The organism is Streptomyces sp. NBC_00104, from assembly GCF_045160825.1.
Classification (GTDB): Bacteria; Actinomycetota; Actinomycetes; order Streptomycetales; family Streptomycetaceae; genus Streptomyces.
In genome coordinates this window covers 7,861,488-7,883,133 of the sequence record NZ_CP108215.1, presented here as the reverse complement: position 1 = coordinate 7,883,133, position 21,646 = coordinate 7,861,488, and the positions used below count along the sequence as shown (strand labels likewise).

The window sequence follows — 21,646 nt, the reverse complement described above, 5'->3', positions numbered from 1 at the left end:
GAGTCGTCCAGGTCCCGGGCGAGGGCTTCTGTCCGTATGACCACCGAGCGACCTTCCAGGAGGTGCGGTGGGTACGCGGCCCCGGACCCGGGCGCGGGCGGCTCGTTCAGGGCCCCAGCGGTGTCCCGGCCGGCCGCTCCTGGGAGCGCTAGGTGTTCTGTCCCGGGAGGTTGTGGACGGTGACAGGGATCACGGCTGATTGATCTTGAAATGGGTGAGGGCCTTCTGGCCTGGTGTGGATTGCGACATCTGCACCAGCAACAGAAAGGCCCTCGTGCCCCACCGTAATGCACCCCTGACCGAGACCGGCCGTCTGCGTCTGGCCCGCTGCGTGGTCGAGGACGGCTGGCCCCTGCGCCGGGCCGCCGAACGCTTCCAGGTCTCGCCGACCACCGCCCGGCGCTGGGCCGACCGCTACCGCCGACTCGGCGAGGCAGGCATGGCCGACCGCTCCAGCCGTCCCCACTCCAGCCCGCGCCGCACCCCGACCCGCACAGAACGGCGGATCATCAAGGTCCGCGTGCTGCGCCGCTGGGGACCGGCCCGCATCGCGCACCTGCTCGGCCTGGTGCCCTCGACCGTGCACCGCGTGCTCACCCGCTACCGGCTGGCCCGCCTGACGCACCTGGACCGGACCACCGGCCGTGTCATACGCCGCTACGAACGCGACAGGCCAGGCGAGCTGGTGCACGTCGACATCAAGAAGCTCGGCAACATCCCCGACGGCGGCGGACACAAGATCCTGGGCCGCCAAGCGGGCCGCAAGACCCGCTCGAACGCCGGCTACAGCTACCTGCACACCGCCGTCGACGACCACTCCCGCCTCGCCTACAGCGAGATCCTCACCGACGAGAAGAAAGAGACCGCCACCGGCTTCTGGACCCGCGCCCAGGCGTTCTTCACGGCGTGCGGGATCACCGTCGAACGCGTCCTGACCGACAACGGCTCCTGCTACCGCTCACGCGACTGGCGCGACCTGCTCACCACGGCCGGGATCACCCACAAGCGAACCCGGCCCTACCGGCCGCAGACGAACGGCAAGGTCGAACGCTTCAACCGCACCCTGCTCGACGAGTGGGCCTACGCCCGCCCCTACCGCTCAGAAGCCGAACGACGCGACGCCTTCCCCGACTGGCTGCACACCTACAATCACCACCGCGGACACACCGCGCTCGCAGGCAAACCACCCGCCAGCCGCGTCCCCAACCTCACAGGGCAATACAGCTAGGGGAGCGCTACGGGAGCGCTACGGGAGCGCTACGGGAGCGCTACGGGAGCGCTACGGGAAAGCGAGAACCGGGCGGACGGTGAAGTCGTCATAGAGGTCGTCGCCGTCCTCGCCGTACACGAACTCGGCCATGTCGGGGTGGATGTGTGCGGTGGCCAGGGGCAGCCACGCCAGCAGGTGACCGTATCCGCCGCAGACCGACTCGCCGCCGTCTCCACCGCGGACCTCCGTGGTGTCGCCGGTGATCTCGGCGCTGTAGGTGTCGTGGGCGATACGCAGGCCGAAGGCGTTCGGCTCGTTGTGGGGGCCGGTGCGGTCTCCGTACGGGATGCGGTCGAGAGGGCAGTCGTCGCCCCACCGGAAGAGGGTGCCGGACCCGGCTCCGCAGGCGTGCTCCCACTCGTCGGAGCTCGGCATGCGCAGTCCGCGCGCCGCGAGGACGGCCGGCATGTCGGCGGGCGGTTCGGTCAGTGGTTCACCCTCCACCGCCATGAGCACGGTGTCCAGGACGACGGTGCGGAGCGGGCTGAGCATGCGGGCGAGATGCTCCCTCAGATCGGCGCCGTATCCGAAGCCCTGTTCCTGGCTGGCGGCGTAGTCGGCGGCCTGCTCGGCCGTCGGCCGCCAGGTCTCCGGGTCGAAGCCGAGGATCACCCGGCCGCCGGGTATCAGGGCGAACTCCTGCCCGTCCCGCTCGATCCGCGCGCGGTGGAGGGGCCCGCCGAGGTGCTCGACCGTCTCGACGCCGATCAGCCGGCCGTGCACCAGGTGCGCGGCCTCGTCGGCGACGCGTCGCGCGGTGGCCGGGTCGAAGGAGCGCCATCGGTCGAGGGTGAGTGCGGCGAGGGCGGGGGAGGCGGGCAGGTCGGAAGCGTCGGGAGAGCCGGGAGACATGCGACGGAGTGTGGCACGAGGGTCTGACAGCAGTAGGAGCATCATCGGCCGTCGGCCTCCCCGGCGGCGACAGCGGTCCGCAGGCGTCCGAACGGTTCAGGTCCGGTCCGGCCCGGTCTCCAGCCCGGCGAGCGCCGTCCGCAGGCGAGCGGCCCGGGTGTGCGGCGTCCGGGCCTTGAGCAGCCCCAGCACGACGAGATACCGGTCCGTCTTCCCCAGCCTCTCGAAGGCCTGCCGGGCCCGGGGGTTGCCGTCGAGTGCCGCCGTCAGGTCCTCCGGCACGCCGGCCTCCTTCTGCGACGCGTACGCCGCCGCCCAGCGTCCGTCCGCCTTCGCCGAGGCCACCTCCGCGAGACCGCCGGGCCGCATGCGTCCGGCGGCGGTCAACTCCCCCACACGCCGCACGTTCACCATCGACCAGTCACCGCCCGGCCGGCGCGGGGTGATCCGCTGCAGGAAGTACGACTCGTCGAGGCGTCGCCGGTGACCCGTGATCCAGCCGTGGCAGAGGGCCACGTCGTTGACCTCACCTGCGCCGACGGAACGGATCCCGGTCCCCTTCTTGGCGACCTTGACCCACAGGCCGCCGGAGGGTGGGGCGGGGTGGGTGGTCAGCCAGGCGTCGAGGTGGTCGACGTCGGGGAACGCGCGGGCTTCCGTGCCTTCGGGGAGGGTCATGCTCCGCACGGTAGGCCTGCATTAGGTCGTCTTCTGTCCTATACGAGTCGCTTCCTGTCCCGTCCTCTATGAGTCGGTTCCCGTCCTGTACGAGTCGCTTCCTGTCCTATGCGACCGCGTCCTCCAGTACCCGGTCGAGCACCCGGCGCTGCCGTCCCTCCGGGTCGGGGCCGGACAGCCCCGCCGTGGTCGCCAGCGCCTTCCACAGCGCCCAGCCGCGTGCCCGTCGCCAGGCGTCGTCGGGCAGGCCGACGGCCTCGCGGAAGACCTTCCGTTCCTCGCCGGTGAAGTGGTTCCAGGCGATGACGAGGTCGCAGGCGGGGTCGCCGACACCGGAGGAGCCGAAGTCGATGACGGCGCAGAGGGTGCCGTCCGTGGCGAGGAGATTGCCGACGGCGACGTCACCGTGGAACCACGTCGGAGCCGATGGCCAGGCGGAGGTCAGGGCGTCCGCCCAGACGGCCCGGCAGCCGGCGACGTCGACGACGTCCCTCAGCCGCTCCAGGGCCGCCTCTGCCTCGTCGCCGTACACGCTGGGATGGCAGCCGCGGAAGTACGAGTGCCGCCCGGCCGCCGGTCCCCGTCCGCGCGGGGCCTCGCGCAGTTCGGTCAGGAAGTCGCCGAGATCGCGGGCGAGTCGGGTGCGGTCGACGCCCGTCGCGACCTCGACCGTGTCCCCCGGGAGCCACCTGCGCACCGACCACGGGAACGGGTATCCCTCCCCCGGCCTCCCGACGGCGACCGGCTCCGGCACGGGCAACGGCAGATGCCGGGCCAGCGCGGGCAGACAACGGTCCTCCTTCGCCACGGCGGCCACATAGCCCTCCGCACTGGGCAGCCGGACCGTCAGTTCGTCGCCGAGCCTGAAAGTGCGATTGTCCCAGCCCTGCCGGTCGACGGGCCTGACGGACAGCTCGCTCCACTCGGGGAACTGGGCCGAGATCAGGGCGCGGACGAGGTCCGGGGTGATGTCGATCATCAGGTCAGTGTGCGCGCACCTTAGAGGCCGCCGCACGCCCTTTTGGCGGGAGCGGTACGCGAGCCGGACGTGAGGCTGGCTGGATCGCGCCTCTTGTGCGGGGACTTTCGGCGTTCTCATAATCCTGCAACAGAAATTGACCTGGGCATGCCATCGAGGGTGATTTCTTGGCGCCTCATTGGCATGCCTGCGTCATGTCTGCGGTTCGGTTGTACGGGTCATCGCATGTCAACCCCCCACGGAAGGCATCACGTTGAAGCGACTCATCACCGCTCTGAAGAGATGTGCGGCTGTCGGTGCCGCCGCGCTCGCGATCGCCAGCCTGCAGCCCGTGTCGGCGGCGGAGGCCGCGCCGGCGCCTGTGGTCGGCGGAACGCGGGCCGCGCAGGGCGAGTTCCCGTTCATGGTCCGGTTGTCGATGGGCTGTGGCGGCGCGCTGTACACGCAGCAGATCGTGCTCACGGCCGCGCACTGTGTGGGCGCGACCGGCAACAACACCAGCTACACGGCCACGGCCGGCGTCGTGGACCTCCAGAACACCAGCGGCCGGGTCCAGGTCCGCTCGACCAAGGTGTACCGGGCCCCCGGCTACAACGGCGACGGCAAGGACTGGGCCCTCATCAAGCTGGCCTCGCCCATCAACCTCCCGACGCTGAAGATCGCCACGTCCACGGCGTACAACACCGGCACCTTCACGGTCGCCGGCTGGGGCGCGGCCACCGAGGGCGGCTCGCAGCAGCGTTACCTGCTCAAGGCGACCGTGCCGTTCGTGAGCGACGCGACCTGCCGTTCGTACAGCGGCTACAGCGGGCTCATCGCGAGCGAGGAGATCTGCGCCGGGCTCGCCTCGGGCGGCGTCGACACCTGCCAGGGCGACTCCGGTGGCCCGATGTTCCGCCGGGACAACGCCAACGAGTGGGTCCAGGTCGGCATCGTCAGCTGGGGCATCGGCTGCGCCCGGCCCAACGCGCCCGGTGTCTACACCGAGGTGTCCACCTTCGCGTCCCAGATCGCCTCGGCCGCGGCCACTCTCTGAGCGAGGTCCTCGCACCACCGCGTACGACGTCCACGGGTCCGGCGCCGCTCAGCGCCGGACCCGTGCTCATGCGTGCCCTCGGCGGGCCGGACCGTCAGAAGCCGCCGAAGTCCCCGCCGCCCCCGAAGTCGCCGCCACCGCCGAAGTCGCCGCCGCCGAACCCGCCGGAGAAGTCGTCCGTGTTGAAGTCGCCGCCCGAGACGTCACCGCCGTCGTAGCCGGAGGCCGCGCCGAAGTCGCCGTAGCCCGAGCCGTACATGGCCGCGTAGGAGGGGGTGGCCATCATGCTGCCGAGCATCGTGCCGACGAGGAGGCCGGGGAGGAGGCCGCCGCCGTAGTAGCCGCCTGCCCAGGGGCCGTAGGCGGGGCCGGCGTCCCAGTACGGGCGACGCCCACCGGACACCGTCTCGACCTCGCGGATCATGGGGTCCCGGCCGTCGGCGAGGCGGGCCTGGTCGGCAGCGCAGACCGGGACCTCGCGTTCGGCGCCGACGCCCGGGGTCCAGGGGACGTCCGCGACCGAGGGGCCGTGGCGGGGGTCGAAGAAGCAGGGGGCGCGGCGTTCGGGGAGCGGGCGGCCCTCTCTGCGGGCGGCGAGCTGGGCGAGGGAGAAGCGGCCGTCCTCCAGGGTCTGGGTGACCGCGCGGACCTCCTCGGGGCGGGTGGTCGCGGCCATGAGCGACTTGGCCTTCTCGTACGCGTCCAGGGCCCGTTCGTAGTCGGCGCGCATCGCGTCGTCGGCGCCCGCCTCGGCGGGGTGGAAGTCCAAGCGCTCCAGCTCCTCGCCGAAGGCGGTGATGTCCTCGTCCACCACCACGGCGAGCTTGGCCAGCGCCGCGCGGCGTTCCTCCTCCTTCTTGCGGCGGCTCCGGCGGACCAGCGCGTACGCGCCCACGCCGCCCGCCGCCACGACCGCACCCGTCGCGGCGAGGGCGCCCGCGTCCACGCCCTCGTCGCCGCCGTCGCTCCAGCTGGAGGGGGCCGTGCCGCCGGGGTTGCTGCGCAGGGCGTCGTCCACGAAGTCGTTGAGCTGGGCCTTCGGGTCGCCCGCGCCCTGGACCGCCGTGACCAGATTCTCCACGGTCTGGGGGCTCAGCACGCTGCTGTCGGCGCGGGCGTCGAAGCGGTCACCGAGGCGGACGGCGTACAGGCCGGTCACACCGGTCTCGGTGCGGAGGTTCCGGAAGAGGTTCTGGGCCGGCTGGTCGGCGGGGAGGACGGCCACGAAGATCGGCTCGTCCGCGTCCTCGATCTTGTCGGCGAGGGCTTCGGCGTCCGCCGAGGAGAGCAGGTCGGAGGCGGCCGGGTCGACGTAGACGGGGCTGTCGCGCAGGGCCGCGGCCACCGTGGAGACGTCGGTGGCCGCGTGCGCGCCCGGCGCACCGACCGACAGCACCGCCAGGGCCGCCAGCGCCAGCGCGGCGAGCGGCAGCATGAGGAGGCGGAGCAGACGTCGGACCGATGCGCCCTTCATACCTTCGAAGCTACCTCGATCGGCCGGAAAACGGACACTGAGCCGCCGCCCATTCGTCGGCGCGAGCCGCCGTCCGTCGGCTGGGAGCCGAAAAGCTGCGCCAAGGGTTTCGCGACCGCCTCCGTCATCCGGACGCCCTGGCCCACCGTCCGCCGCACCCGTCGCCGTGCTCCGCCGCACCCGTCACCGTGCCTCGATCACCGCGGCGTGCATCCCGCGCTCGGGTGCCGCCCCCTTCGCCGTCAGGCCCGCCTCGTACGGGAACCGCGGGTCGTACGACGGGGCGGCGACGTTGATCGGCGGCTCAGCCTTTGGCGTCGGCCACGTGACGGGGAGCCGGCCGGTGGTCGGCGCAGGCGGCCGTTCGGTGCGTCACGGGGACGGGGCTGTCGACCGTGCCGGTGACGATGACGCGGACCTGGGCCGTGCCACCCTCGGCCACGGGGTACGCCGTGGCGTCGGCGGTCACGTTCGCGGGTGCGGCCGCCGTCGCCGTCGCCGTGGGAGGGGCGAACGACAGCGGGATCGGGCCGGACAGCGGAGCGGCCGAGACACCGCGTTCAACTCCCGTTTCCCCTTTGTGACTTGATGGGAGCCGACTGTCGACTTGGGCAGGCGGCAGGACGGCTGTACAACCGTTCGGGAGGGGTTCGGGTCAGGTAGTGCGAGAGGGTTACGGGGGGCGAGCGTGATGCTGCGGAGAGTTCTCGCGGTGCTGGGTGCGGTGGGCGGGGCCGTGCTGTTGAGCGGCTGCACGGCGCTCGAACTGCCGCTCGCGGCCGTGACGGTGGACGCGGACGGGGCGCCTCGGGTGCTGATCCGGCCCTGCGAGGACGACCCCTACGTGGGGCCGACGTTCTCGGGCTGGGCCGGTTCCTCCGAGGACGAGCCGAGCGAGGACGAGACGGACACCACGGTCTGGGAGACGGACGGCGAGTGGTCGGGGGACGCGGAGTTCCCGCTCTTCTCGCCGCCGGCGGCGTGGGGGGCCAAGGAAGCGGGCGAGCAGCGGCTCCTGTCGGGCCACACCTACACGTTCGTCTTCCATGACCAGACCGACGACTACGCCAACGGCGCGGTCACGTTCACCACGGCCGATCTCGGGCGGCTGAAGCGGGGGCAGGTCTGGGCGGACGACCGGGCGATGAGCGTCGAGGAGTTCGAGAAGGTCGCGGAGGAGTCGTGCTGACGGCTCCGCCGAAGGGGTGCGCCGGCGGGTGCGGGTGGGCGCGAGCAGCCACACCACCCGCGGCCGCCCACGCACCCCAGCCCGCCGAGCTCCTGGCGCACTACTCCGCCGGCTCGACCCCCGCCCGCAGCAGCCCGTACGTGTACGCGTCCTCCAGCGCCTGCCACGACGCGGCGATCACGTTCTCGGCGACGCCCACCGTGGACCACTCCCCCGTACCGTCCGTCGTGGAGATCAGTACCCGGGTCGTGGAGTTGGTGCCGTGCTTGCCCTCCAGGATGCGGACCTTGTAGTCGACCAGCTCCAGCTTGGCGAGCTGGGGGTAGATCTTCTCCAGGGCGACGCGCAGGGCGCGGTCGAGCGCGTTGACGGGGCCGTTGCCCTCGGCCGTGGCGACGATCCGCTCGCTCTTGGCCCACAGCTTGACCGTGGCCTCGTTGGCGTGGCTGCCGTCGGGGCGGTCCTCGACGATGGCCCGCCAGGACTCGGTACGGAAGTAGCGCTGGGGCTTGCCCGCGACCTCGTCGCGCAGCAGGATCTCGAAGCTCGCGTCGGCGGCCTCGTAGGTGTAGCCCTTGAGCTCGCGCTCCTTGACCCGCTCGACGACCCGGCCGACCAGTGCGCGGTCGTCGCCGAGGTCGACGCCCAGCTCCTTGCCCTTGAGCTCGATGGAGGCGCGGCCCGCCATGTCGGAGACCAGCATCCGCATGGTGTTGCCGACCTGCTCGGGGTCGATGTGCTGGTACAGGTCCGGGTCGACCTTGATCGCGGAGGCGTGCAGGCCGGCCTTGTGCGCGAAGGCGGAGACACCCACGTACGGCTGGTGGGTGGAGGGGGTGAGGTTGACGACCTCGGCGATGGCGTGGGAGATGCGGGTCATCTCGCGCAGGGCGCCGTCGGGGAGGACCTTCTTTCCGTACTTCAGCTCCAGGGCGGCGACGACCGGGAACAGGTTGGAGTTGCCGACGCGTTCGCCGTAGCCGTTGGCGGTGCACTGGACGTGGGTCGCGCCGGCGTCGACGGCGGCCAGGGTGTTGGCGACCGCGCAGCCGGTGTCGTCCTGGGCGTGGATGCCGAGGCGGGCTCCGGTGTCGGCGAGCACGGTGGCGACGACGGCCTGGACCTGGGCGGGGAGCATGCCGCCGTTGGTGTCGCAGAGGATCACCACGTCGGCGCCGGCCTCGGCGGCGGCGCGGACGACGGCCTTGGCGTACTCGGGGTTGGCGCGGTAGCCGTCGAAGAAGTGCTCGCAGTCGACGAAGACCCGGCGGCCCTGCGCGCGCAGGTGCGAGACGGTGTCGCGGACCATCTCCAGGTTCTCGTCGAGGGTCGTGCGCAGCGCCAGTTCCACATGCCGGTCGTGGGACTTGGCGACGAGGGTGATGACCGGGGCGCCGGAGTCGAGGAGGGCCTTGACCTGCGGGTCCTCGCTCGCCTTGCCGCCGGCGCGGCGGGTGGCGCCGAAGGCGACCAGCTGGGCGTGCTTGAAGGCGATCTCCTTCCGCGCGCGGGCGAAGAACTCGGTGTCCCTCGGGTTCGCGCCGGGCCAGCCGCCCTCGATGAAGCCGACGCCGAAGTCGTCCAGGTGCCGTGCGATGGCCAGCTTGTCCGCGACCGTGAGGTTGATGCCCTCGCGCTGGGCGCCGTCGCGCAGGGTGGTGTCGAAGACGTGGAACGAGTCGTCGAGCTCGCTGGTTTCCGTCATGGTCTCAAGGCTCCTGTGTTGGATCTCGGTCGTACCGGAATGACCGGCTCCACCGTCCTCCAATGATCCCTCGCGCTGCGCTCCCGGCTGGGGGTGGGCCAGAAAAGCGAAAAACCCCTCGCGGGTGCGAGAGGTCTGCGCGCGGGTCGAGAACGACGGTGTCCGCCCGTACCTGGTCGTACGTGGCGGTCACTGCGGACCGGCGCGCCTGCTGCCAATAATCGTGGCGAACGAGAGCACGGGGGCAGTCTGGCACAGACCGTCCCCGTGCTCACCGTCCGTCTCAGGATGCGAACAGCGCGCTGATCACCTCATGGTCACCGCGTGTGGCGTACGAAGACGTCCCGGGCCTCGTCGCTGTCACCGGCCGGGATCAGGGTCGGGTCCGCAGGCTCGAGGACGCCCCGGCCGCCGCCGTCCGCGGTCCTGCCCGGGCCGCGTTCGATCACGTACCACCCGGGCGGCTGCTCGCGTGTTCGCGAGCAGCGGTCGTCCCGGGACTCGGTGAGGGACCGGCGTCGAAAGCCGAAGCCCGCCTCGGACGGCCAGGTCCGGGGCGGGCCTCAGGGGTTCAGGCGCTCAGCCCAGTTCGTGCATCCACCCGTGCTTGTCCTCCACCGTGCCGCGCTGGATGTTCAGCAGGGCCTCGCGGAGCTTGAGGGTGACGGGGCCGGGCTCACCGCCGGACTGCTGCCAGGCGGCGCCGGTGCGCTTGACCGTGCCGACGGGGGTGATGACGGCGGCGGTGCCGCAGGCGAAGACCTCGGTGAGGGCGCCGCTCTCGGAGTCGGCCTGCCACTGGTCGATGGAGATACGGCCCTCCTCGGCCTTGTAGCCGAGGTCGGCGGCGACCGTCAGCAGGGAGTCACGGGTGACGCCCTCCAGGATCGAGCCGGTGAGGGTGGGGGTGACGATGCGGTCGCCGTACACGAAGTACAGGTTCATGCCGCCGAGTTCCTCGACCCACGTGCGCTCGACCGCGTCGAGGTAGCAGACCTGGGCGCAGCCCTCGGCCGCCGCCTCGGCCTGGGCGAGCAGGGAGGCCGCGTAGTTGCCGCCGGTCTTGGCGTCGCCCATGCCGCCGGGGACGGCACGGACGTGGTCCTCGGAGACCCAGATGGAGACGGGCTTGACGCCGCCCGGGAAGTACGCGCCGGCCGGGGAGGCGATGACCAGGAAGAGGTACTCGTTGGCCGGCTTGACGCCCAGGCCGACCTCGGTGGCGATCATGAACGGGCGGAGGTAGAGGGACTCCTCGCCGCCGTGCGCGGGCACCCACGCCTTGTCCTGCTGGACCAGGACGTCGCACGCCTCGATGAAGGTCTCCACCGGCAGCTCGGGCATCGCGAGGCGCCTGGCGGACCGCTGGAAGCGCTGGGCGTTCATCTCCGGGCGGAAGGTGGCGACGGAGCCGTCGGGCCGCCGGTACGCCTTCAGTCCCTCGAAGATCTCCTGCGCGTAGTGCAGGGTCATGTTCGCGGGGTCGAGGGAGAGCGGGCCGTACGGCACGAGCTGACCGTCGTGCCAGCCGCGGCCCTCGGTCCACTTGATCGTCACCATGTGGTCGGTGAAGTGGCGGCCGAAGCCGGGGTCGGCCAGGACCGCCTCGCGCTCCGTGGCGGAGAGCGGGTGGGCGGACGGCTTCAGCTCGATCGTGGGCGTCGTCATGAATGGTTGTCCTTCACCGGTTGTGTGTGACGGGCCGCGCTCACATCCGCACACTGCCAGTGGCCAGTGTTAGGACGTCCGAGCATTCCCTCATCCCGCGGCACCTCGTTCGATTATCGCCCGGGGAGGGGCGTGCACGAAACGTGGATGACCGTGGACGAAAACGGTGCGATGCGCGGCCCAGGGATGATGGTGACACCCGGCGGGAACATGCGGAAGCCGCCGGGTGCTGGTGCGACCCGGCGGCTTCGAAAGAGTTCGGTGAGCGCGGCGGGTCAGCCGGCTACTCGTACGGCGAGGGCGTCGCCGATCTCGGCCGTCGAACGGGCGGGCTTGCCGACACGCTCCGCGAGGTCGGCGGAGACGGCCTCCTCGATCGCCGCGGCCTCGGCCTCGTAGCCGAGGTGGCGCAGGAGCAGGGCGACGGACAGGACGGTGGCGGAGGGGTCGGCCTTGCCCTGGCCGGCGATGTCCGGGGCCGAGCCGTGCACGGGCTCGAACATGGACGGATACTCGCCGGCCGGGTTGATGTTGCCGGAGGCCGCGACGCCGATGCCGCCGGAGACGGCCGCGGCGAGGTCGGTGATGATGTCGCCGAAGAGGTTGTCGGTGACGATCACGTCGAAGCGGGCCGGGTCGGTGACCAGGTAGATGGTCGCCGCGTCGACGTGGATGTAGTCGGTGGTGACGTCGGGGAACTCCACGGCCACCTTGTTGAAGATGTTCGTCCACAGGTGACCGGCGAAGGTCAGCACGTTGTTCTTGTGGACGAGGGTGAGCTTCTTGCGCGGGCGGGCCTGGGCGCGGGCGAACGCGTCGCGGACCACGCGCTCGACACCGAAGGCCGTGTTCACGGAGACCTCGGTGGCGACCTCGTGCTCGGTGCCCTTGCGGATCGTGCCGCCGTTGCCCGTGTACGGGCCCTCGGTGCCCTCGCGGACCACGACGAAGTCGATCTCGGGCTGTCCGGCCAGCGGGGTGGCGACACCCGGGAGCAGCTTCGAGGGACGCAGGTTCACGTGGTGGTCGAAGGCGAAGCGGAGCTTGAGCAGGAAGCCGCGCTCCAGGACCCCGGAGGGGACGCTCGGGTCGCCGATCGCGCCCAGCAGGATCGCGTCGTGCCGCTTCAGCGAGTCGAGGTCGGCGTCGGTGAGGGTCTCACCGGTGGCGTGGTAGCGCTTGGCGCCGAAGTCGTACTCCTTGGTCTCCAGCTTCACATCCTGCGGAAGGACGGCGGAGAGGACCTTGAGCCCCTGGGCCACGACTTCCTGACCGATGCCGTCACCGGGGATCACTGCGAGATTGAGGCTGCGAGACATGACGGCACCGTACTCCCTTGTCCCACGGGATGACACGAGGTGTCCGCGATACGGACGGTGCGGACGGGTGGCGGACGGGCGTACGGACGGATGACGGACAGGTGACGGCACCCACACGTCGCCACGCGTTCACCCGTACGTGTGGCGGGCGTTGGGATTCGCTGGGAACTTCGTCGACATGACCCTCCCTTCCAGGGGGACACCCCCCGGACCCCCCGTACCCGACTTCGGCATCCCGCCGCAGCTCGCGCGCCGGATGAGCATGGCCGAGCAGCACGAGTACCTGCGGACGAGGCTGACGCGGCGACGCACCCTGGTGACGGCGGGCTCGCTCGCGGCGGGCGGGCTGCTGACCGGCTGTGGCGACTCCGGATCGTCGGCCTCGCCGAACGCGACGACCTCGGCCCCGTCGCCCGCCACCTCCAGGGCGCCCGGCTCGGTCGTCTCCCCCTTCGGCCGCCATCTGGCCTTCGGCGCCGACCCGAAGACACAGATGCGGATCTCCTGGCAGGTGCCGCTCGCGGTGAAGAAGCCGTACGTGCGCGTGGGCCTGAAGCCCGAGGAGCTGAGCCGGAAGGTGGTTGCGGAGGTCCGCGACCTGCACACGCCGGGGGTCGAGGGCGTGCGCCTGGAACTGGAGCAGTACTACCTGCACGCGGCCCTGGACGGCCTGCGCCCCGGCACGACGTACTACTACGGCGTCGGCCACGAGGGCTTCGACCCGGCCTCCCCCGCCCACCGCTCGACGATCGGCACCTTCCGTACGGCGCCCGCCGCCCCGGAGAAGTTCGTGTTCACCGCGTTCGGCGACCAGGGCGTCGGCAAGGCCGCAGCCGCCAACGACAACCTGATCGTCCGCCGGAAGCCCGCGTTCCACCTCCACGCCGGCGACATCTGCTACGCGAACGGGAACGGCAAGGGGGTGGAGTCGGACGGCTACGACCCCGCGTTCTGGGACCTGTTCCTCAAGCAGAACGAGCCGGTGGCCAGATCCGTGCCGTGGATGGTGACGACCGGCAACCACGACATGGAGGCCTGGTACTCCCCGGACGGCTACGGCGGCCAGATCGCCCGCTGGTCCCTCCCGGACAGCGGCTTCGACCCGCGGTCGGCGCCGGGGGTGTACGCGTTCACCTACGGCAACGTCGGCTTCGTGGCGCTGGACGCGAACGACGTGTCGTACGAGATCCCCGCCAACTTCGGCTACTCGGACGGCCGGCAGACCAAGTGGCTGGACAGGAAACTGGGTGAGCTGCGGGCGGCGAAGGGGGTCGACTTCATCGTCGTCTTCTTCCATCACTGCGCGTACTCGACGTCCTCGCACGCCTCCGACGGCGGCGTCCGCGACACGTGGCTGCCGCTGTTCGCCAAGCACCAGGTGGACCTGGTGATCAACGGCCACAACCACGTCTACGAGCGGACCGACGCCGTCAAGGACGGCGAGGTCGGCAGGGCGGTGCCCATCGGCGCGTCGACCGACCCGACACGGGACGGGATCGTGTACGTGACGGCGGGCGGCGGCGGACGGGATCTGTACGGCTTCCCGTCCGGCGTGAAGGAGAGCTACGAGGGGCACGTCACCCGGCACGACGCCGTCGACACCTTCGAGTGGACCAGGTCACGCCGGTCCAGGGCGGAGACGGTGGAGTGGTCACGGGTGCGCTACCGGGGCTTCTCCCTGCTCTCGGTGGAGGCGGAGAGCGGCGCGCGACCGGCCCTGAAGGTGTCGGCGCTGGCACAGGACGGTGAGCGCATCGACCACTTCGAGGTGCGGCGCGGCGCGTAGGTCGTCTGCCCACGGCCGCACCGCACCCCATGGGGTCCCCCCGCTCGAGCGAAGCCGAGAGTGGGGGAGGGTGCGGCTCCCGACTGGTGGGGGCACCGAGAGCCCGCGTGTGCGGGCCGTTCGGCACCCGGTCGACCGGGCCGCTCAGTGCCCGGTCGAACCGCCGTTGTCCCTGCGGTCGAGGGCGCGCTGGAGGGCGGCGGCGGCGTTCTTGCGGTCGGACTCGGTCGTCCGGGAAACGTGACGGACTCGGCGGCGGACGGTCGTCTCGGCCATGGGGAATCGACTCCTTCGAGGCAATCCGGAGTACGGAAACGGGAGGGGTACGAGACGCCGGATGGGGCGGGGAGCGGGGCCGCAGGGGTTGCCTGCCTCGGGCTCCGGCTCACGACCGCCATTCGCTGGATCGAGCGAGACGTTCGGCTCCTACAAAGCTAGGTGAGGTCGGCGCATCTGTCTCTACAACTAGTCGGACTTCCTACTATCTGAGACGGTGGATTGGGTCACACGGCGCTGACCTGCTGTTTCGCATGGCTGCGCAGCTCGCGGACCAGGGCCCGCACGACAGCGGTGGCGGCGAGCTCGGGTGAGGTGACGTACCCGACCTGACGGGTGGGCCGGTCCGGTCCGAGATCGGTGATCTCCAGGCCGAGCGGTGCCCCGGCGAGGGAGAGCGCGGGCATGATCGCCATGCCGAGGCCGCTGCCCACCATCGAGAGCACCGCCCCGTCGTCCTCGGCGCGGACGGTCGCGGTGGGGATCCAGTCCTGGGCCGCCCACCAGGTGCGGGTGTAGGAGGAGCAGTTCTCCTGCCAGTCGACGAGCGGCAGGGAGCGCGGGGCGGAGTGGCCGGCCGGATGCACGAGCGAGTACGGCTCTTCCAACAGCACGCCCCCGACCAGTTGCGGCGGGATCGGGGAACTGGTGCCGAGGGTGGCGATACCAAGGTCGGCCCGCCCCTCGGCGACCTCCCCGGCCGTGCCGGGCCCGATCTCCCGTACAACGGCGACGGTCGGCTCGATGGCGGGGTGCCGTGCGGTGAGGCGTTCGAGGACGGGTGGCAGGAGGTGGAGGGCGGCACTGCGGAAGGCAGCGATGCGGAGGGGGCCGGCGACGTCCTGGGGCTCCACGGCCCGCGTCTCCCGTACGAGCACGTCCAGCATCCGCAGGACACGACGGCCATGGGCGACGGCCCGCGCACCGGCCGCGGTCGGCCGGGCCCCGTACCGTCCGCGCTCGAACAGCACGACGCCCAGCTTGCGCTCGATGCCGCGCACCGCGTGCGAGACGGCGGACTGGCTCGTGCCGAGCCGACCGGCGGCGGCCGAGAAGCCGCCCTCCTCGGCGACCGCGACGAGGGTACGGAGTTCCTGCGGCGCAAGATCGACGGTGCTGCTCATTGCGGGTCCCCCACCTGCTGCCATGAGCGAGAGCTCATGGATGTGTGCGTTCCATGAGCGCAACCCTCTGCTGCGGTTCGGCATTCCTCCGTACGGTCCCGTCCATGACCGACACAGCGATCACCGTGCACCAGACCGCCCGCCCGAAGGGCTTCCCCACCCTCGACGACTTCGCCTTCGTGGAGTCCGGGCTGCCCACCCCCACCCCCGGCACGGCACTCGTCGAGAACCTCTACTGGTCGGTCGACCCCTACCACCGCGAAATGATGGACGGCGACTTCGAGTTGAACGCGCCGCTGGAGGGCCGCACGCTGGGCCGGATCGTGGCCTCGCGGGACCCGGGGCTGCCCGAGGGCGAGATCGTCTTCCACCGGCAGGGCTGGCGGACCCACGCCCTGGTGACCCCGCAGGAAGTCCGACGCCTGCCGCGGTACGAAGGCGTCCCGCTGTCCGCGCACTTGAGCGTGCTGGGCGGCACGGGCCTGACGGCGTACGTCGGTCTCACCCGGATCGCGCGGCTCCGGGAGGGCGACGACGTGTTCGTCTCCGCGGCGGCGGGCGGGGTCGGCACGGCGACGGGCCGCTTCGCGCGGCTGCTGGGCGCGGGGCGGCTGGTGGGCAGCGCGGGCTCACCGGAGAAGGTCCGCCACCTCACCGAACAGGTCGGCTACGACGCGGCGTGCGACTACCACGCGGGCCCGGTCTCGGACCTCCTGTCGAAATCCGCCCCCACCGGCATCGACGTCTTCATCGACAACGTCGGCGGCGACCACCTCGGCGCGGCGATCGGCGCCCTGCGCGACCACGGCCGCGTGGTGCGCATCGGCACGGTGAGCCAGTACAACACCCCGGACGAGCCCCCGGTCCTCTTCAACCACGCCGACGTGGTCGAGAAGAGCCTCCGCGTCGAGGGCTTCCTGGTCAGCAACTACCGCGACCTCCAGGACGAGCTGTACGACTTCGCCGTACCGCACCTGCTCAGCGGCGCGCTGGTGCCGGACGAGACGGTGGTGGAGGGCTTCGAGCGGATCGTGGAGGCGTTCTTGTTGATGCTGGGGGGTGGGAATGTGGGGAAGATCTTGGTGCGGGCGAGGGCATGATCTTGAACGCCGGTCGAGGCAACCTCAGCCCGTCCGGTCCTCGAGGACAAGGCCACTTAGGGGCCGATGGGGGGCTGGGGGCGGAGCCCCCAGGGAGCGGGGTCGAAGGGGCGGCGCCCCTGGGGAAGGGAAGGGTAGGGGCGGCGGGGGCGAAGAAGCCCTCCGGGTCAGCGGGGCGGGGCCGGCGGGCGCGCCGCCAGGGACACCGACCTCAGGTACCCCGACGTAGACCGCTCCAGCCGAAGGCCGATCCCGTCGACGTCCGCCAACGCCCGCTCCACCTCGCCCTGTTCATGCCCGAAGAGGTCGATGCCCTCATAGACGACCGGGGAGGCCGGCGCGTCCGGCTGAGCCAGGTTGATCCAGTCGAGCCGCCGCCCTTCGTCCGCGGCCCCACAGACCAGCAGCTCGACCCCTTCGTAAGCGGCCCCGAAACTCCACCCCGCCCCGCACACCCACGTCTCCCGCACATCGGCGAGCGCGGCCACCGCCCACTGAGCCTCCCGCTCCCCCATCCCGAACCGCAGCACCCCCGCCCCTCGGGGCAGGACAAGCCCTTCCCCAGGGCGGAGTTCGAAGTGGACCGGCATGGTGCCGAAGGGTAGCCGCCACACTCGTTCGCCGAGGCCCCAAGGCGCACGAGCTCGGCGACACGGGACACCGGACACGAAGGGCAAGCTCGCCCTGGCGATGCCCGACTAACCCCTCATGCACGCTTGACCAGTTGTGTTCTGTGGCAACTCATGCTGAACTTACCTAACCATCAAACACGCCGTCAGGGGTTATGCATCATGACCACCGCCCACCGCACCACCACCGTCCGCGGCCTGGACATCCACTACCGCGAGGCCGGCCCCGCCGACGCCCCCGTCCTCCTGCTCCTGCACGGCTTCCCGACCAGCTCGCACATGTTCCGCGATCTCATCCCCCTCCTCGCCGACGGCTACCGCCTCATCGCCCCGGACCACATCGGCTTCGGCCGCTCGTCGACCCCGGACGCAGGCGACTTCCCGTACACCTTCGCCGAACTCGCCGAGGTCACCGCGGAGTTCACCGAGCGGCTCGGCCTGAAGGAGTACGCCCTCTACATCCAGGACTACGGCGCCCCGATCGGCCTGCGGCTCGCCCTCGCGCACCCCGAGCGCGTGACGGCGATCATCACGCAGAACGGCAACGCCTACGAGGAGGGGCTGGGCAAGGAGGCCTGGGCTCCCGTGCTCGCGCTCATCGCCGAGCGGACCCCGCGGACCGAGGAACCGGTCCGCGAGATCTACTCGCTCGACGGCATCAAGTGGCAGTACCTGCACGGGGTTCCGGAGGATCTGCGGCACCTCGTCAGCCCGGACGCGTACGAGCACGACGCGGCCCTCATCGCCCGCCCCGGCCAGTCGGAGATCCAGCTCGACCTGATCTCCGACTACGGCTCCAACCTCGCCCTCTACCCCGCCTTCCACGACTACTTCCGCACCCGCCAGGTCCCCCTGCTGGCCGTCTGGGGCGCCCACGACGAGATCTTCGTCCCGGCCGGCGCCCTCGCCTACCAGCGTGACCTGCCGAAGGCCGAGATCCACCTCCTGCCCACTGGCCACTTCGCCCTGGAGACACACGCACCCCAGATCGGCGCGCTGATACGGGACTTCCTCAGCCGGACCCTCTGACGGACCCTCTGAGCGCCGCCCCCACCGCCTCCCCGAACCCCTCCGGATCCTCCACCCACGGCAGATGCCCGGCGCCGGGGAGCACCACCCGCCGTACCCGAGGCAGCGCCCGCTCCAGCGAGTCGACCGCCCAGCGCGGCCGGACGTCCCGCTCACCGTCGACGATCAGCACCGGCACGTCCAGGCCCTGGCAGGCGGCGTACAGCTCGGGGTCCCCCCAGCTCTCCTTCGTCTCCGTGCCCAGCACCTTGTCGCACTCGAAGTTGATCTCGAACCAGGGGTCCGCCATCCGCCCGGCATGCTCCAGCTCCAGCGCCCGCTCCCGGTCCTCGAAGTCGACCGACCACTGCAACACCGCCCGCTCCCGGTCCCCGTCCACCAACTCCCGCCACCGGGCGAACCGTTAGGGCGCCTCTCCCAGCCTCGCGCGGAAGTTCTCCTCGAAGGGCCCGCGCCAGGTGGACACCGGGTCGATACCCGTACCGCCCACTTACACGAGCCCCCCGACCCGCTCCGGGTGGGCCGGCGCATAGCTCAGCGCCAACTGGGCGCCCCAGGAGTGGCCGAGCAGCACGGGCCGATCGAGCGCGAAGTGCTGTCGTACGGCGTCCAGATCCGCCACGAACCGCTCGGTCGTCCACGGCCCCGCGCCCCGCTCCGGACGCCCGCACCCGCGCTGGTCCCAGCGGACGACGGTCGCCCGGTCGTCCAGCCGAGTTTGCGCCACGAGCCCGCCCGGAAACGGCGAAGGGCCGGGCGATCGCCCGGCCCCTCAAGCTCTCCGACCGACCCTCAGCCCATGTGCGGGTACGTGTAGTCCGTCGGCGGGACCAGGGTCTCCTTGATGGCGCGGGTGAGGGTCCAGCGCATCAGGTTCTGCGGGGCCCCGGCCTTGTCGTTCGTGCCCGACGCCCGGCCGCCGCCGAAGGGCTGCTGGCCGACGACGGCGCCGGTGGACTTGTCGTTGATGTAGAAGTTGCCGGCCGCGTAGCGGAGCTTGTCCATCGTGTACGCCGCCGCCGCGCGGTCGCCCGAGATGACGGAACCCGTCAGGGCGTAGGCGGACACCGACTCCATCTGGGTCAGCATCTCCTCGTACTCGTCGTCCTCGTAGACGTGCACGGCGAGGAACGGGCCGAAGTACTCCGTGGTGAAGACCTCGTTGGCCGGGTCGGTGCACTCCACGACGGTCGGGCGGACGAAGTAGCCGACGGAGTCGTCGTAGGAACCGCCCGCGACGATCGTGCAGGTGGGGTCGGACTTGGCGCGGTCGATGGCGGCCTTGTTCTTGGCGAAGGAGCGTTCGTCGATGACGGCACCGACGAAGTTGGCGAGGTCGGTGACGTCCCCCATGGTCAGGTAGTCGACCTCGGCCGCGAACTCCTCCTTGAAGCCGGAGTTCCAGATCGACGCCGGGATGTACGCCCGGGAGGTCGCGCTGCACTTCTGGCCCTGGTACTCGAAGGCACCCCGGGTGAGGGCGGTCTTGAGGACCGCGCGGTCGGCGCTCGGGTGGGCGACCACGAAGTCCTTGCCGCCGGTCTCGCCGACCAGCCGCGGGTACGAGCGGTACTTCTCGATGTTCGCGCCGACCGTCTTCCACAGGTACTGGAAGGTCCTGGTCGAGCCGGTGAAGTGGATGCCGGCGAGGTCACGGTGTTCGAGTGCCACCTTGGAGACCTCGATGCCGTCGCCCGTGACGAGGTTGATGACGCCCTTGGGCAGACCCGCCTCCTCCAGCAACCGCATGAGCAGGACGGCCGCGTGGGTCTGCGTCGGGGACGGCTTCCACACCACGACGTTGCCCATCAGGGCGGGCGCGGTCGGCAGGTTGCCCGCGATCGCGCTGAAGTTGAAGGGTGTGATCGCGTAGACGAAGCCTTCGAGGGGGCGGTGGTCGAGGCGGTTCCAGACACCCGGGGAGTTGGCCGGGGGCTGCTCGGCGAGCAGGTCACGGGCGTACTTGACGTTGAAGCGCCAGAAGTCGACCAGCTCGCAGGGACAGTCGATCTCGGCCTGCTGGGCGGTCTTCGACTGGCCGAGCATGGTGGAGGCGGCCAGCGTCTCGCGCCAGGGGCCGGCGAGCAGTTCGGCGGCGCGCAGGATGATCGCGGCGCGGTCGTCGAAGGACATCGCGCGCCAGCCGGGCGCGGCGGCGAGGGCCGCGTCGATGGCGTCCTGGGCGTCCTGCCCGGTGGCGTTGCCGTAGGTGCCGAGGCGGGCCTTGTGGTTGTGCGGCTGCACCACGTCGAAGCGGTCGCCACCGCCCATCCGCCGCTCGCCGCCGATCGTCATGGGCAGGTCGATCGGGTTCTCGGCCAGCTCCTTCAGCTTGACCTCCAGCCGGGCGCGCTCGGGCGAGCCGGGGGCATAGCCGTGCACCGGCTCGTTGACGGGGGTGGGGACCTGGGTCACAGCGTCCATGGTTTCCGTGTCTCCTTGACGTGAGCGGTGTCGTGGGCCGTTGGGTGGCTGGCCGTTCTTGTTCGGCCGTATGTCTGTGGGGCTCGATGTCTGTGGGGCTCGATGTCTGTGGGGCTCAGCCCTTGCCGGCCATCGAGCGGACGAAGAAGCGCAGGTTCGCCGGCTTCTCCGCCAGACGGCGCATGAAGTAGCCGTACCAGTCGGTGCCGTACGCGGTGTACACACGCATCCGGTGTCCCTCGGCGGCGAGCCGCAGATGCTCGTCGCCGCGGATGCCGTACAGCATCTGGAACTCGTACTCGTCGAGCTTGCGCCCGGCCCGGTGGGCGAGTTCCTGGGTGATGGAGATCAGGCGAGGGTCGTGGGACCCGATCATCGGGTACCCCTCCCCCTCCATGAGGATCTTCAGGACGCGGACGTACGCCTTGTCGATCTCGGTCCTCTGCTGGAAGGCGACGTCCGCGGGCTCCTTGTACGCGCCCTTGACCAGCCGCACGCGGCTGCCGTTCTCGGCGAGGCGGCGGGCGTCGGCCTCGGTGCGGAAGAGGTAGGCCTGGATGACACAGCCGGTCTGCGGGAAGTCCCGCCGCAGCTCGTCGTGGATGGCGAACATCGAGTCGAGGGTGGTGTGGTCCTCCGCGTCGAGCGTGACCGTCGTCCCGATCGCGGCGGCGGCCTCGACGACCGCGCGGACGTTGGCGAGGGCCAGCTCGTGGCCGCCGGGAAGCGCCTGCCCGAACAGGGACAGCTTCACGGACATCTCGGCGCGCTCGCCGAGCTCCAGTTCCTTCAGCCGGTCGATCAGCTCCAGGTAGGCGTCGCGGGCGGCGGCGGCCTGCTCGGGGCGGGTGATGTCCTCACCGACGACGTCCAGCGTCACATCGAGGCCCCTGCCGGTGAGATCCCGGACGACCGGGACGATGTCGTCGACCCGTTCACCGGGGATGAAGCGGTCGACGACCCGCTTGGTCACGGGCGCCGCCGAGATCAGGCGTCGTATCCGGTCGCTGCGCGACGCGGCGAGAATCACGGGACCCAGCACGGGGCACCTCCACAGACCAGCGGACAGAACCACCGTGAAACCTAAGGATCCCCCCGTTCGCCGACC

General features: G+C 71.0%; 22 protein-coding genes. 6 read left to right on the top strand and 16 right to left on the bottom strand.

Features of this window, described 5'->3' with window-relative positions; translation table 11 throughout:
* Window positions 1-274 precede the first annotated feature (274 nt).
* Complete coding sequence (locus OG272_RS34720) at window positions 275-1,228, top strand: IS481 family transposase (RefSeq protein WP_405894876.1); 954 nt, start codon at window positions 275-277, stop codon at window positions 1,226-1,228.
* A 51-nt stretch (window positions 1,229-1,279) separates the two neighbouring features.
* Here the strand turns inward: OG272_RS34720 and OG272_RS34715 are convergent, their stop codons facing one another.
* The 3 genes from OG272_RS34715 to OG272_RS34705 all read right to left on the bottom strand — a co-directional run bounded on the left by OG272_RS34715 (window position 1,280) and on the right by OG272_RS34705 (window position 3,779).
* The gene (locus tag OG272_RS34715) at window positions 1,280-2,122 is read right to left on the bottom strand and encodes a hypothetical protein (protein ID WP_327727667.1); all 843 of its coding nucleotides are present in this window, start codon (window positions 2,120-2,122) and stop codon (window positions 1,280-1,282) included.
* A gap of 96 nt (window positions 2,123-2,218) precedes the next feature.
* Complete coding sequence (locus OG272_RS34710; protein WP_327727668.1) at window positions 2,219-2,800, bottom strand: YdeI/OmpD-associated family protein; 582 nt, start codon at window positions 2,798-2,800, stop codon at window positions 2,219-2,221.
* A 106-nt stretch (window positions 2,801-2,906) separates the two neighbouring features.
* Complete coding sequence (locus OG272_RS34705; protein WP_405895471.1) at window positions 2,907-3,779, bottom strand: aminoglycoside phosphotransferase family protein; 873 nt, start codon at window positions 3,777-3,779, stop codon at window positions 2,907-2,909.
* 253 nt (window positions 3,780-4,032) lie between these two features.
* On the opposite strand from OG272_RS34705, the gene OG272_RS34700 reads away from it, so the two are divergent.
* Window positions 4,033-4,815 carry a serine protease gene (locus OG272_RS34700; protein WP_327727670.1) on the top strand — a complete coding sequence of 261 codons (783 nt, stop codon included), beginning with the start codon at window positions 4,033-4,035 and terminating at the stop codon, window positions 4,813-4,815.
* A 94-nt stretch (window positions 4,816-4,909) separates the two neighbouring features.
* On the opposite strand, the gene OG272_RS34695 is transcribed toward OG272_RS34700, so the two are convergent.
* Both OG272_RS34695 and OG272_RS34690 read right to left on the bottom strand, forming a co-directional pair.
* Window positions 4,910-6,289 carry a hypothetical protein gene (locus tag OG272_RS34695; protein ID WP_405895470.1) on the bottom strand — a complete coding sequence of 460 codons (1,380 nt, stop codon included), beginning with the start codon at window positions 6,287-6,289 and terminating at the stop codon, window positions 4,910-4,912.
* A 304-nt stretch (window positions 6,290-6,593) separates the two neighbouring features.
* The gene (locus tag OG272_RS34690) at window positions 6,594-6,758 is read right to left on the bottom strand and encodes a hypothetical protein (RefSeq protein ID WP_327727672.1); all 165 of its coding nucleotides are present in this window, start codon (window positions 6,756-6,758) and stop codon (window positions 6,594-6,596) included.
* Window positions 6,759-6,980: 222 nt separating this feature from the next.
* Here OG272_RS34690 and OG272_RS34685 point away from each other — a divergent pair, with 222 nt between their 5' ends.
* Window positions 6,981-7,478 (top strand): hypothetical protein, encoded by a 498-nt coding sequence (locus OG272_RS34685; RefSeq protein ID WP_327727673.1) that lies wholly within the window; start codon window positions 6,981-6,983, stop codon window positions 7,476-7,478.
* A 100-nt stretch (window positions 7,479-7,578) separates the two neighbouring features.
* Here the strand turns inward: OG272_RS34685 and cimA are convergent, their stop codons facing one another.
* From cimA to OG272_RS34665, 4 genes are all read right to left on the bottom strand, one after another.
* Complete coding sequence (cimA, locus tag OG272_RS34680) at window positions 7,579-9,183, bottom strand: citramalate synthase (protein WP_326577033.1); 1,605 nt, start codon at window positions 9,181-9,183, stop codon at window positions 7,579-7,581.
* Between the two features lie 317 nt (window positions 9,184-9,500).
* On the bottom strand, window positions 9,501-9,632 hold the full coding sequence (locus OG272_RS34675; protein WP_327727675.1) for a hypothetical protein: 132 nt from the start codon (window positions 9,630-9,632) through the stop codon (window positions 9,501-9,503).
* A 130-nt stretch (window positions 9,633-9,762) separates the two neighbouring features.
* Window positions 9,763-10,851: a branched-chain amino acid aminotransferase gene (locus tag OG272_RS34670; RefSeq protein WP_326577037.1), complete on the bottom strand. Its 1,089-nt coding sequence runs from the start codon at window positions 10,849-10,851 to the stop codon at window positions 9,763-9,765.
* Window positions 10,852-11,126: 275 nt separating this feature from the next.
* Window positions 11,127-12,170, bottom strand: a complete 1,044-nt coding sequence (locus OG272_RS34665) for a 3-isopropylmalate dehydrogenase (protein WP_405895469.1) — start codon at window positions 12,168-12,170, stop codon at window positions 11,127-11,129.
* Between the two features lie 178 nt (window positions 12,171-12,348).
* Here OG272_RS34665 and OG272_RS34660 point away from each other — a divergent pair, with 178 nt between their 5' ends.
* Window positions 12,349-13,956, top strand: coding sequence for a purple acid phosphatase family protein (locus OG272_RS34660; protein WP_405895468.1), 1,608 nt, complete (start codon window positions 12,349-12,351; stop codon window positions 13,954-13,956).
* A 144-nt stretch (window positions 13,957-14,100) separates the two neighbouring features.
* Here OG272_RS34660 and OG272_RS34655 read toward each other — a convergent pair whose 3' ends face one another.
* Complete coding sequence (locus tag OG272_RS34655) at window positions 14,101-14,232, bottom strand: hypothetical protein (RefSeq protein WP_005479955.1); 132 nt, start codon at window positions 14,230-14,232, stop codon at window positions 14,101-14,103.
* Window positions 14,233-14,459: 227 nt separating this feature from the next.
* Window positions 14,460-15,356, bottom strand: a complete 897-nt coding sequence (locus OG272_RS34650; RefSeq protein ID WP_327727678.1) for a LysR family transcriptional regulator — start codon at window positions 15,354-15,356, stop codon at window positions 14,460-14,462.
* A gap of 104 nt (window positions 15,357-15,460) precedes the next feature.
* On the opposite strand from OG272_RS34650, the gene OG272_RS34645 reads away from it, so the two are divergent.
* Window positions 15,461-16,456: an NADP-dependent oxidoreductase gene (locus OG272_RS34645; RefSeq protein WP_405895467.1), complete on the top strand. Its 996-nt coding sequence runs from the start codon at window positions 15,461-15,463 to the stop codon at window positions 16,454-16,456.
* Window positions 16,457-16,623: 167 nt separating this feature from the next.
* On the opposite strand, the gene OG272_RS34640 is transcribed toward OG272_RS34645, so the two are convergent.
* Complete coding sequence (locus OG272_RS34640) at window positions 16,624-17,046, bottom strand: hypothetical protein (protein WP_405895466.1); 423 nt, start codon at window positions 17,044-17,046, stop codon at window positions 16,624-16,626.
* Window positions 17,047-17,247: 201 nt separating this feature from the next.
* Between OG272_RS34640 and OG272_RS34635 the strand changes: the two genes are divergently transcribed.
* Complete coding sequence (locus OG272_RS34635; RefSeq protein WP_327727681.1) at window positions 17,248-18,114, top strand: alpha/beta fold hydrolase; 867 nt, start codon at window positions 17,248-17,250, stop codon at window positions 18,112-18,114.
* Here the strand turns inward: OG272_RS34635 and OG272_RS34630 are convergent.
* From OG272_RS34630 to OG272_RS34615, 4 genes are all read right to left on the bottom strand, one after another.
* The gene (locus OG272_RS34630; protein WP_328224079.1) at window positions 18,098-18,469 is read right to left on the bottom strand and encodes an alpha/beta hydrolase; all 372 of its coding nucleotides are present in this window, start codon (window positions 18,467-18,469) and stop codon (window positions 18,098-18,100) included. The two genes, OG272_RS34635 and OG272_RS34630, sit on opposite strands and share 17 nt — an antisense overlap.
* Before the next feature lie 135 nt (window positions 18,470-18,604).
* On the bottom strand, window positions 18,605-18,841 hold the full coding sequence (locus OG272_RS34625) for an alpha/beta fold hydrolase (protein WP_327727683.1): 237 nt from the start codon (window positions 18,839-18,841) through the stop codon (window positions 18,605-18,607).
* Window positions 18,842-18,906: 65 nt separating this feature from the next.
* The gene (pruA, locus tag OG272_RS34620; RefSeq protein WP_327727684.1) at window positions 18,907-20,538 is read right to left on the bottom strand and encodes an L-glutamate gamma-semialdehyde dehydrogenase; all 1,632 of its coding nucleotides are present in this window, start codon (window positions 20,536-20,538) and stop codon (window positions 18,907-18,909) included.
* Window positions 20,539-20,653: 115 nt separating this feature from the next.
* The gene (locus tag OG272_RS34615; RefSeq protein ID WP_405895465.1) at window positions 20,654-21,580 is read right to left on the bottom strand and encodes a proline dehydrogenase family protein; all 927 of its coding nucleotides are present in this window, start codon (window positions 21,578-21,580) and stop codon (window positions 20,654-20,656) included.
* Between the last annotated feature and the right edge of the window lie 66 nt (window positions 21,581-21,646).

Coding starts and splice junctions, on each gene's coding strand:
- OG272_RS34655 (WP_005479955.1), bottom strand. CDS start 14,232: ATGGCCGAGACGACCGTCCGCCGCCGAGTCCGTCACGTTTCCCGGACG.
- OG272_RS34640 (WP_405895466.1), bottom strand. CDS start 17,046: ATGCCGGTCCACTTCGAACTCCGCCCTGGGGAAGGGCTTGTCCTGCCC.
- OG272_RS34660 (WP_405895468.1), top strand. CDS start 12,349: ATGACCCTCCCTTCCAGGGGGACACCCCCCGGACCCCCCGTACCCGAC.
- OG272_RS34670 (WP_326577037.1), bottom strand. CDS start 10,851: ATGACGACGCCCACGATCGAGCTGAAGCCGTCCGCCCACCCGCTCTCC.
- OG272_RS34695 (WP_405895470.1), bottom strand. CDS start 6,289: ATGAAGGGCGCATCGGTCCGACGTCTGCTCCGCCTCCTCATGCTGCCG.
- OG272_RS34650 (WP_327727678.1), bottom strand. CDS start 15,356: ATGAGCAGCACCGTCGATCTTGCGCCGCAGGAACTCCGTACCCTCGTC.
- OG272_RS34715 (WP_327727667.1), bottom strand. CDS start 2,122: ATGTCTCCCGGCTCTCCCGACGCTTCCGACCTGCCCGCCTCCCCCGCC.
- OG272_RS34645 (WP_405895467.1), top strand. CDS start 15,461: ATGACCGACACAGCGATCACCGTGCACCAGACCGCCCGCCCGAAGGGC.
- OG272_RS34685 (WP_327727673.1), top strand. CDS start 6,981: ATGCTGCGGAGAGTTCTCGCGGTGCTGGGTGCGGTGGGCGGGGCCGTG.
- pruA (WP_327727684.1), bottom strand. CDS start 20,538: ATGGACGCTGTGACCCAGGTCCCCACCCCCGTCAACGAGCCGGTGCAC.
- OG272_RS34710 (WP_327727668.1), bottom strand. CDS start 2,800: ATGACCCTCCCCGAAGGCACGGAAGCCCGCGCGTTCCCCGACGTCGAC.
- cimA (WP_326577033.1), bottom strand. CDS start 9,183: ATGACGGAAACCAGCGAGCTCGACGACTCGTTCCACGTCTTCGACACC.
- OG272_RS34665 (WP_405895469.1), bottom strand. CDS start 12,170: ATGTCTCGCAGCCTCAATCTCGCAGTGATCCCCGGTGACGGCATCGGT.
- OG272_RS34705 (WP_405895471.1), bottom strand. CDS start 3,779: ATGATCGACATCACCCCGGACCTCGTCCGCGCCCTGATCTCGGCCCAG.
- OG272_RS34635 (WP_327727681.1), top strand. CDS start 17,248: ATGACCACCGCCCACCGCACCACCACCGTCCGCGGCCTGGACATCCAC.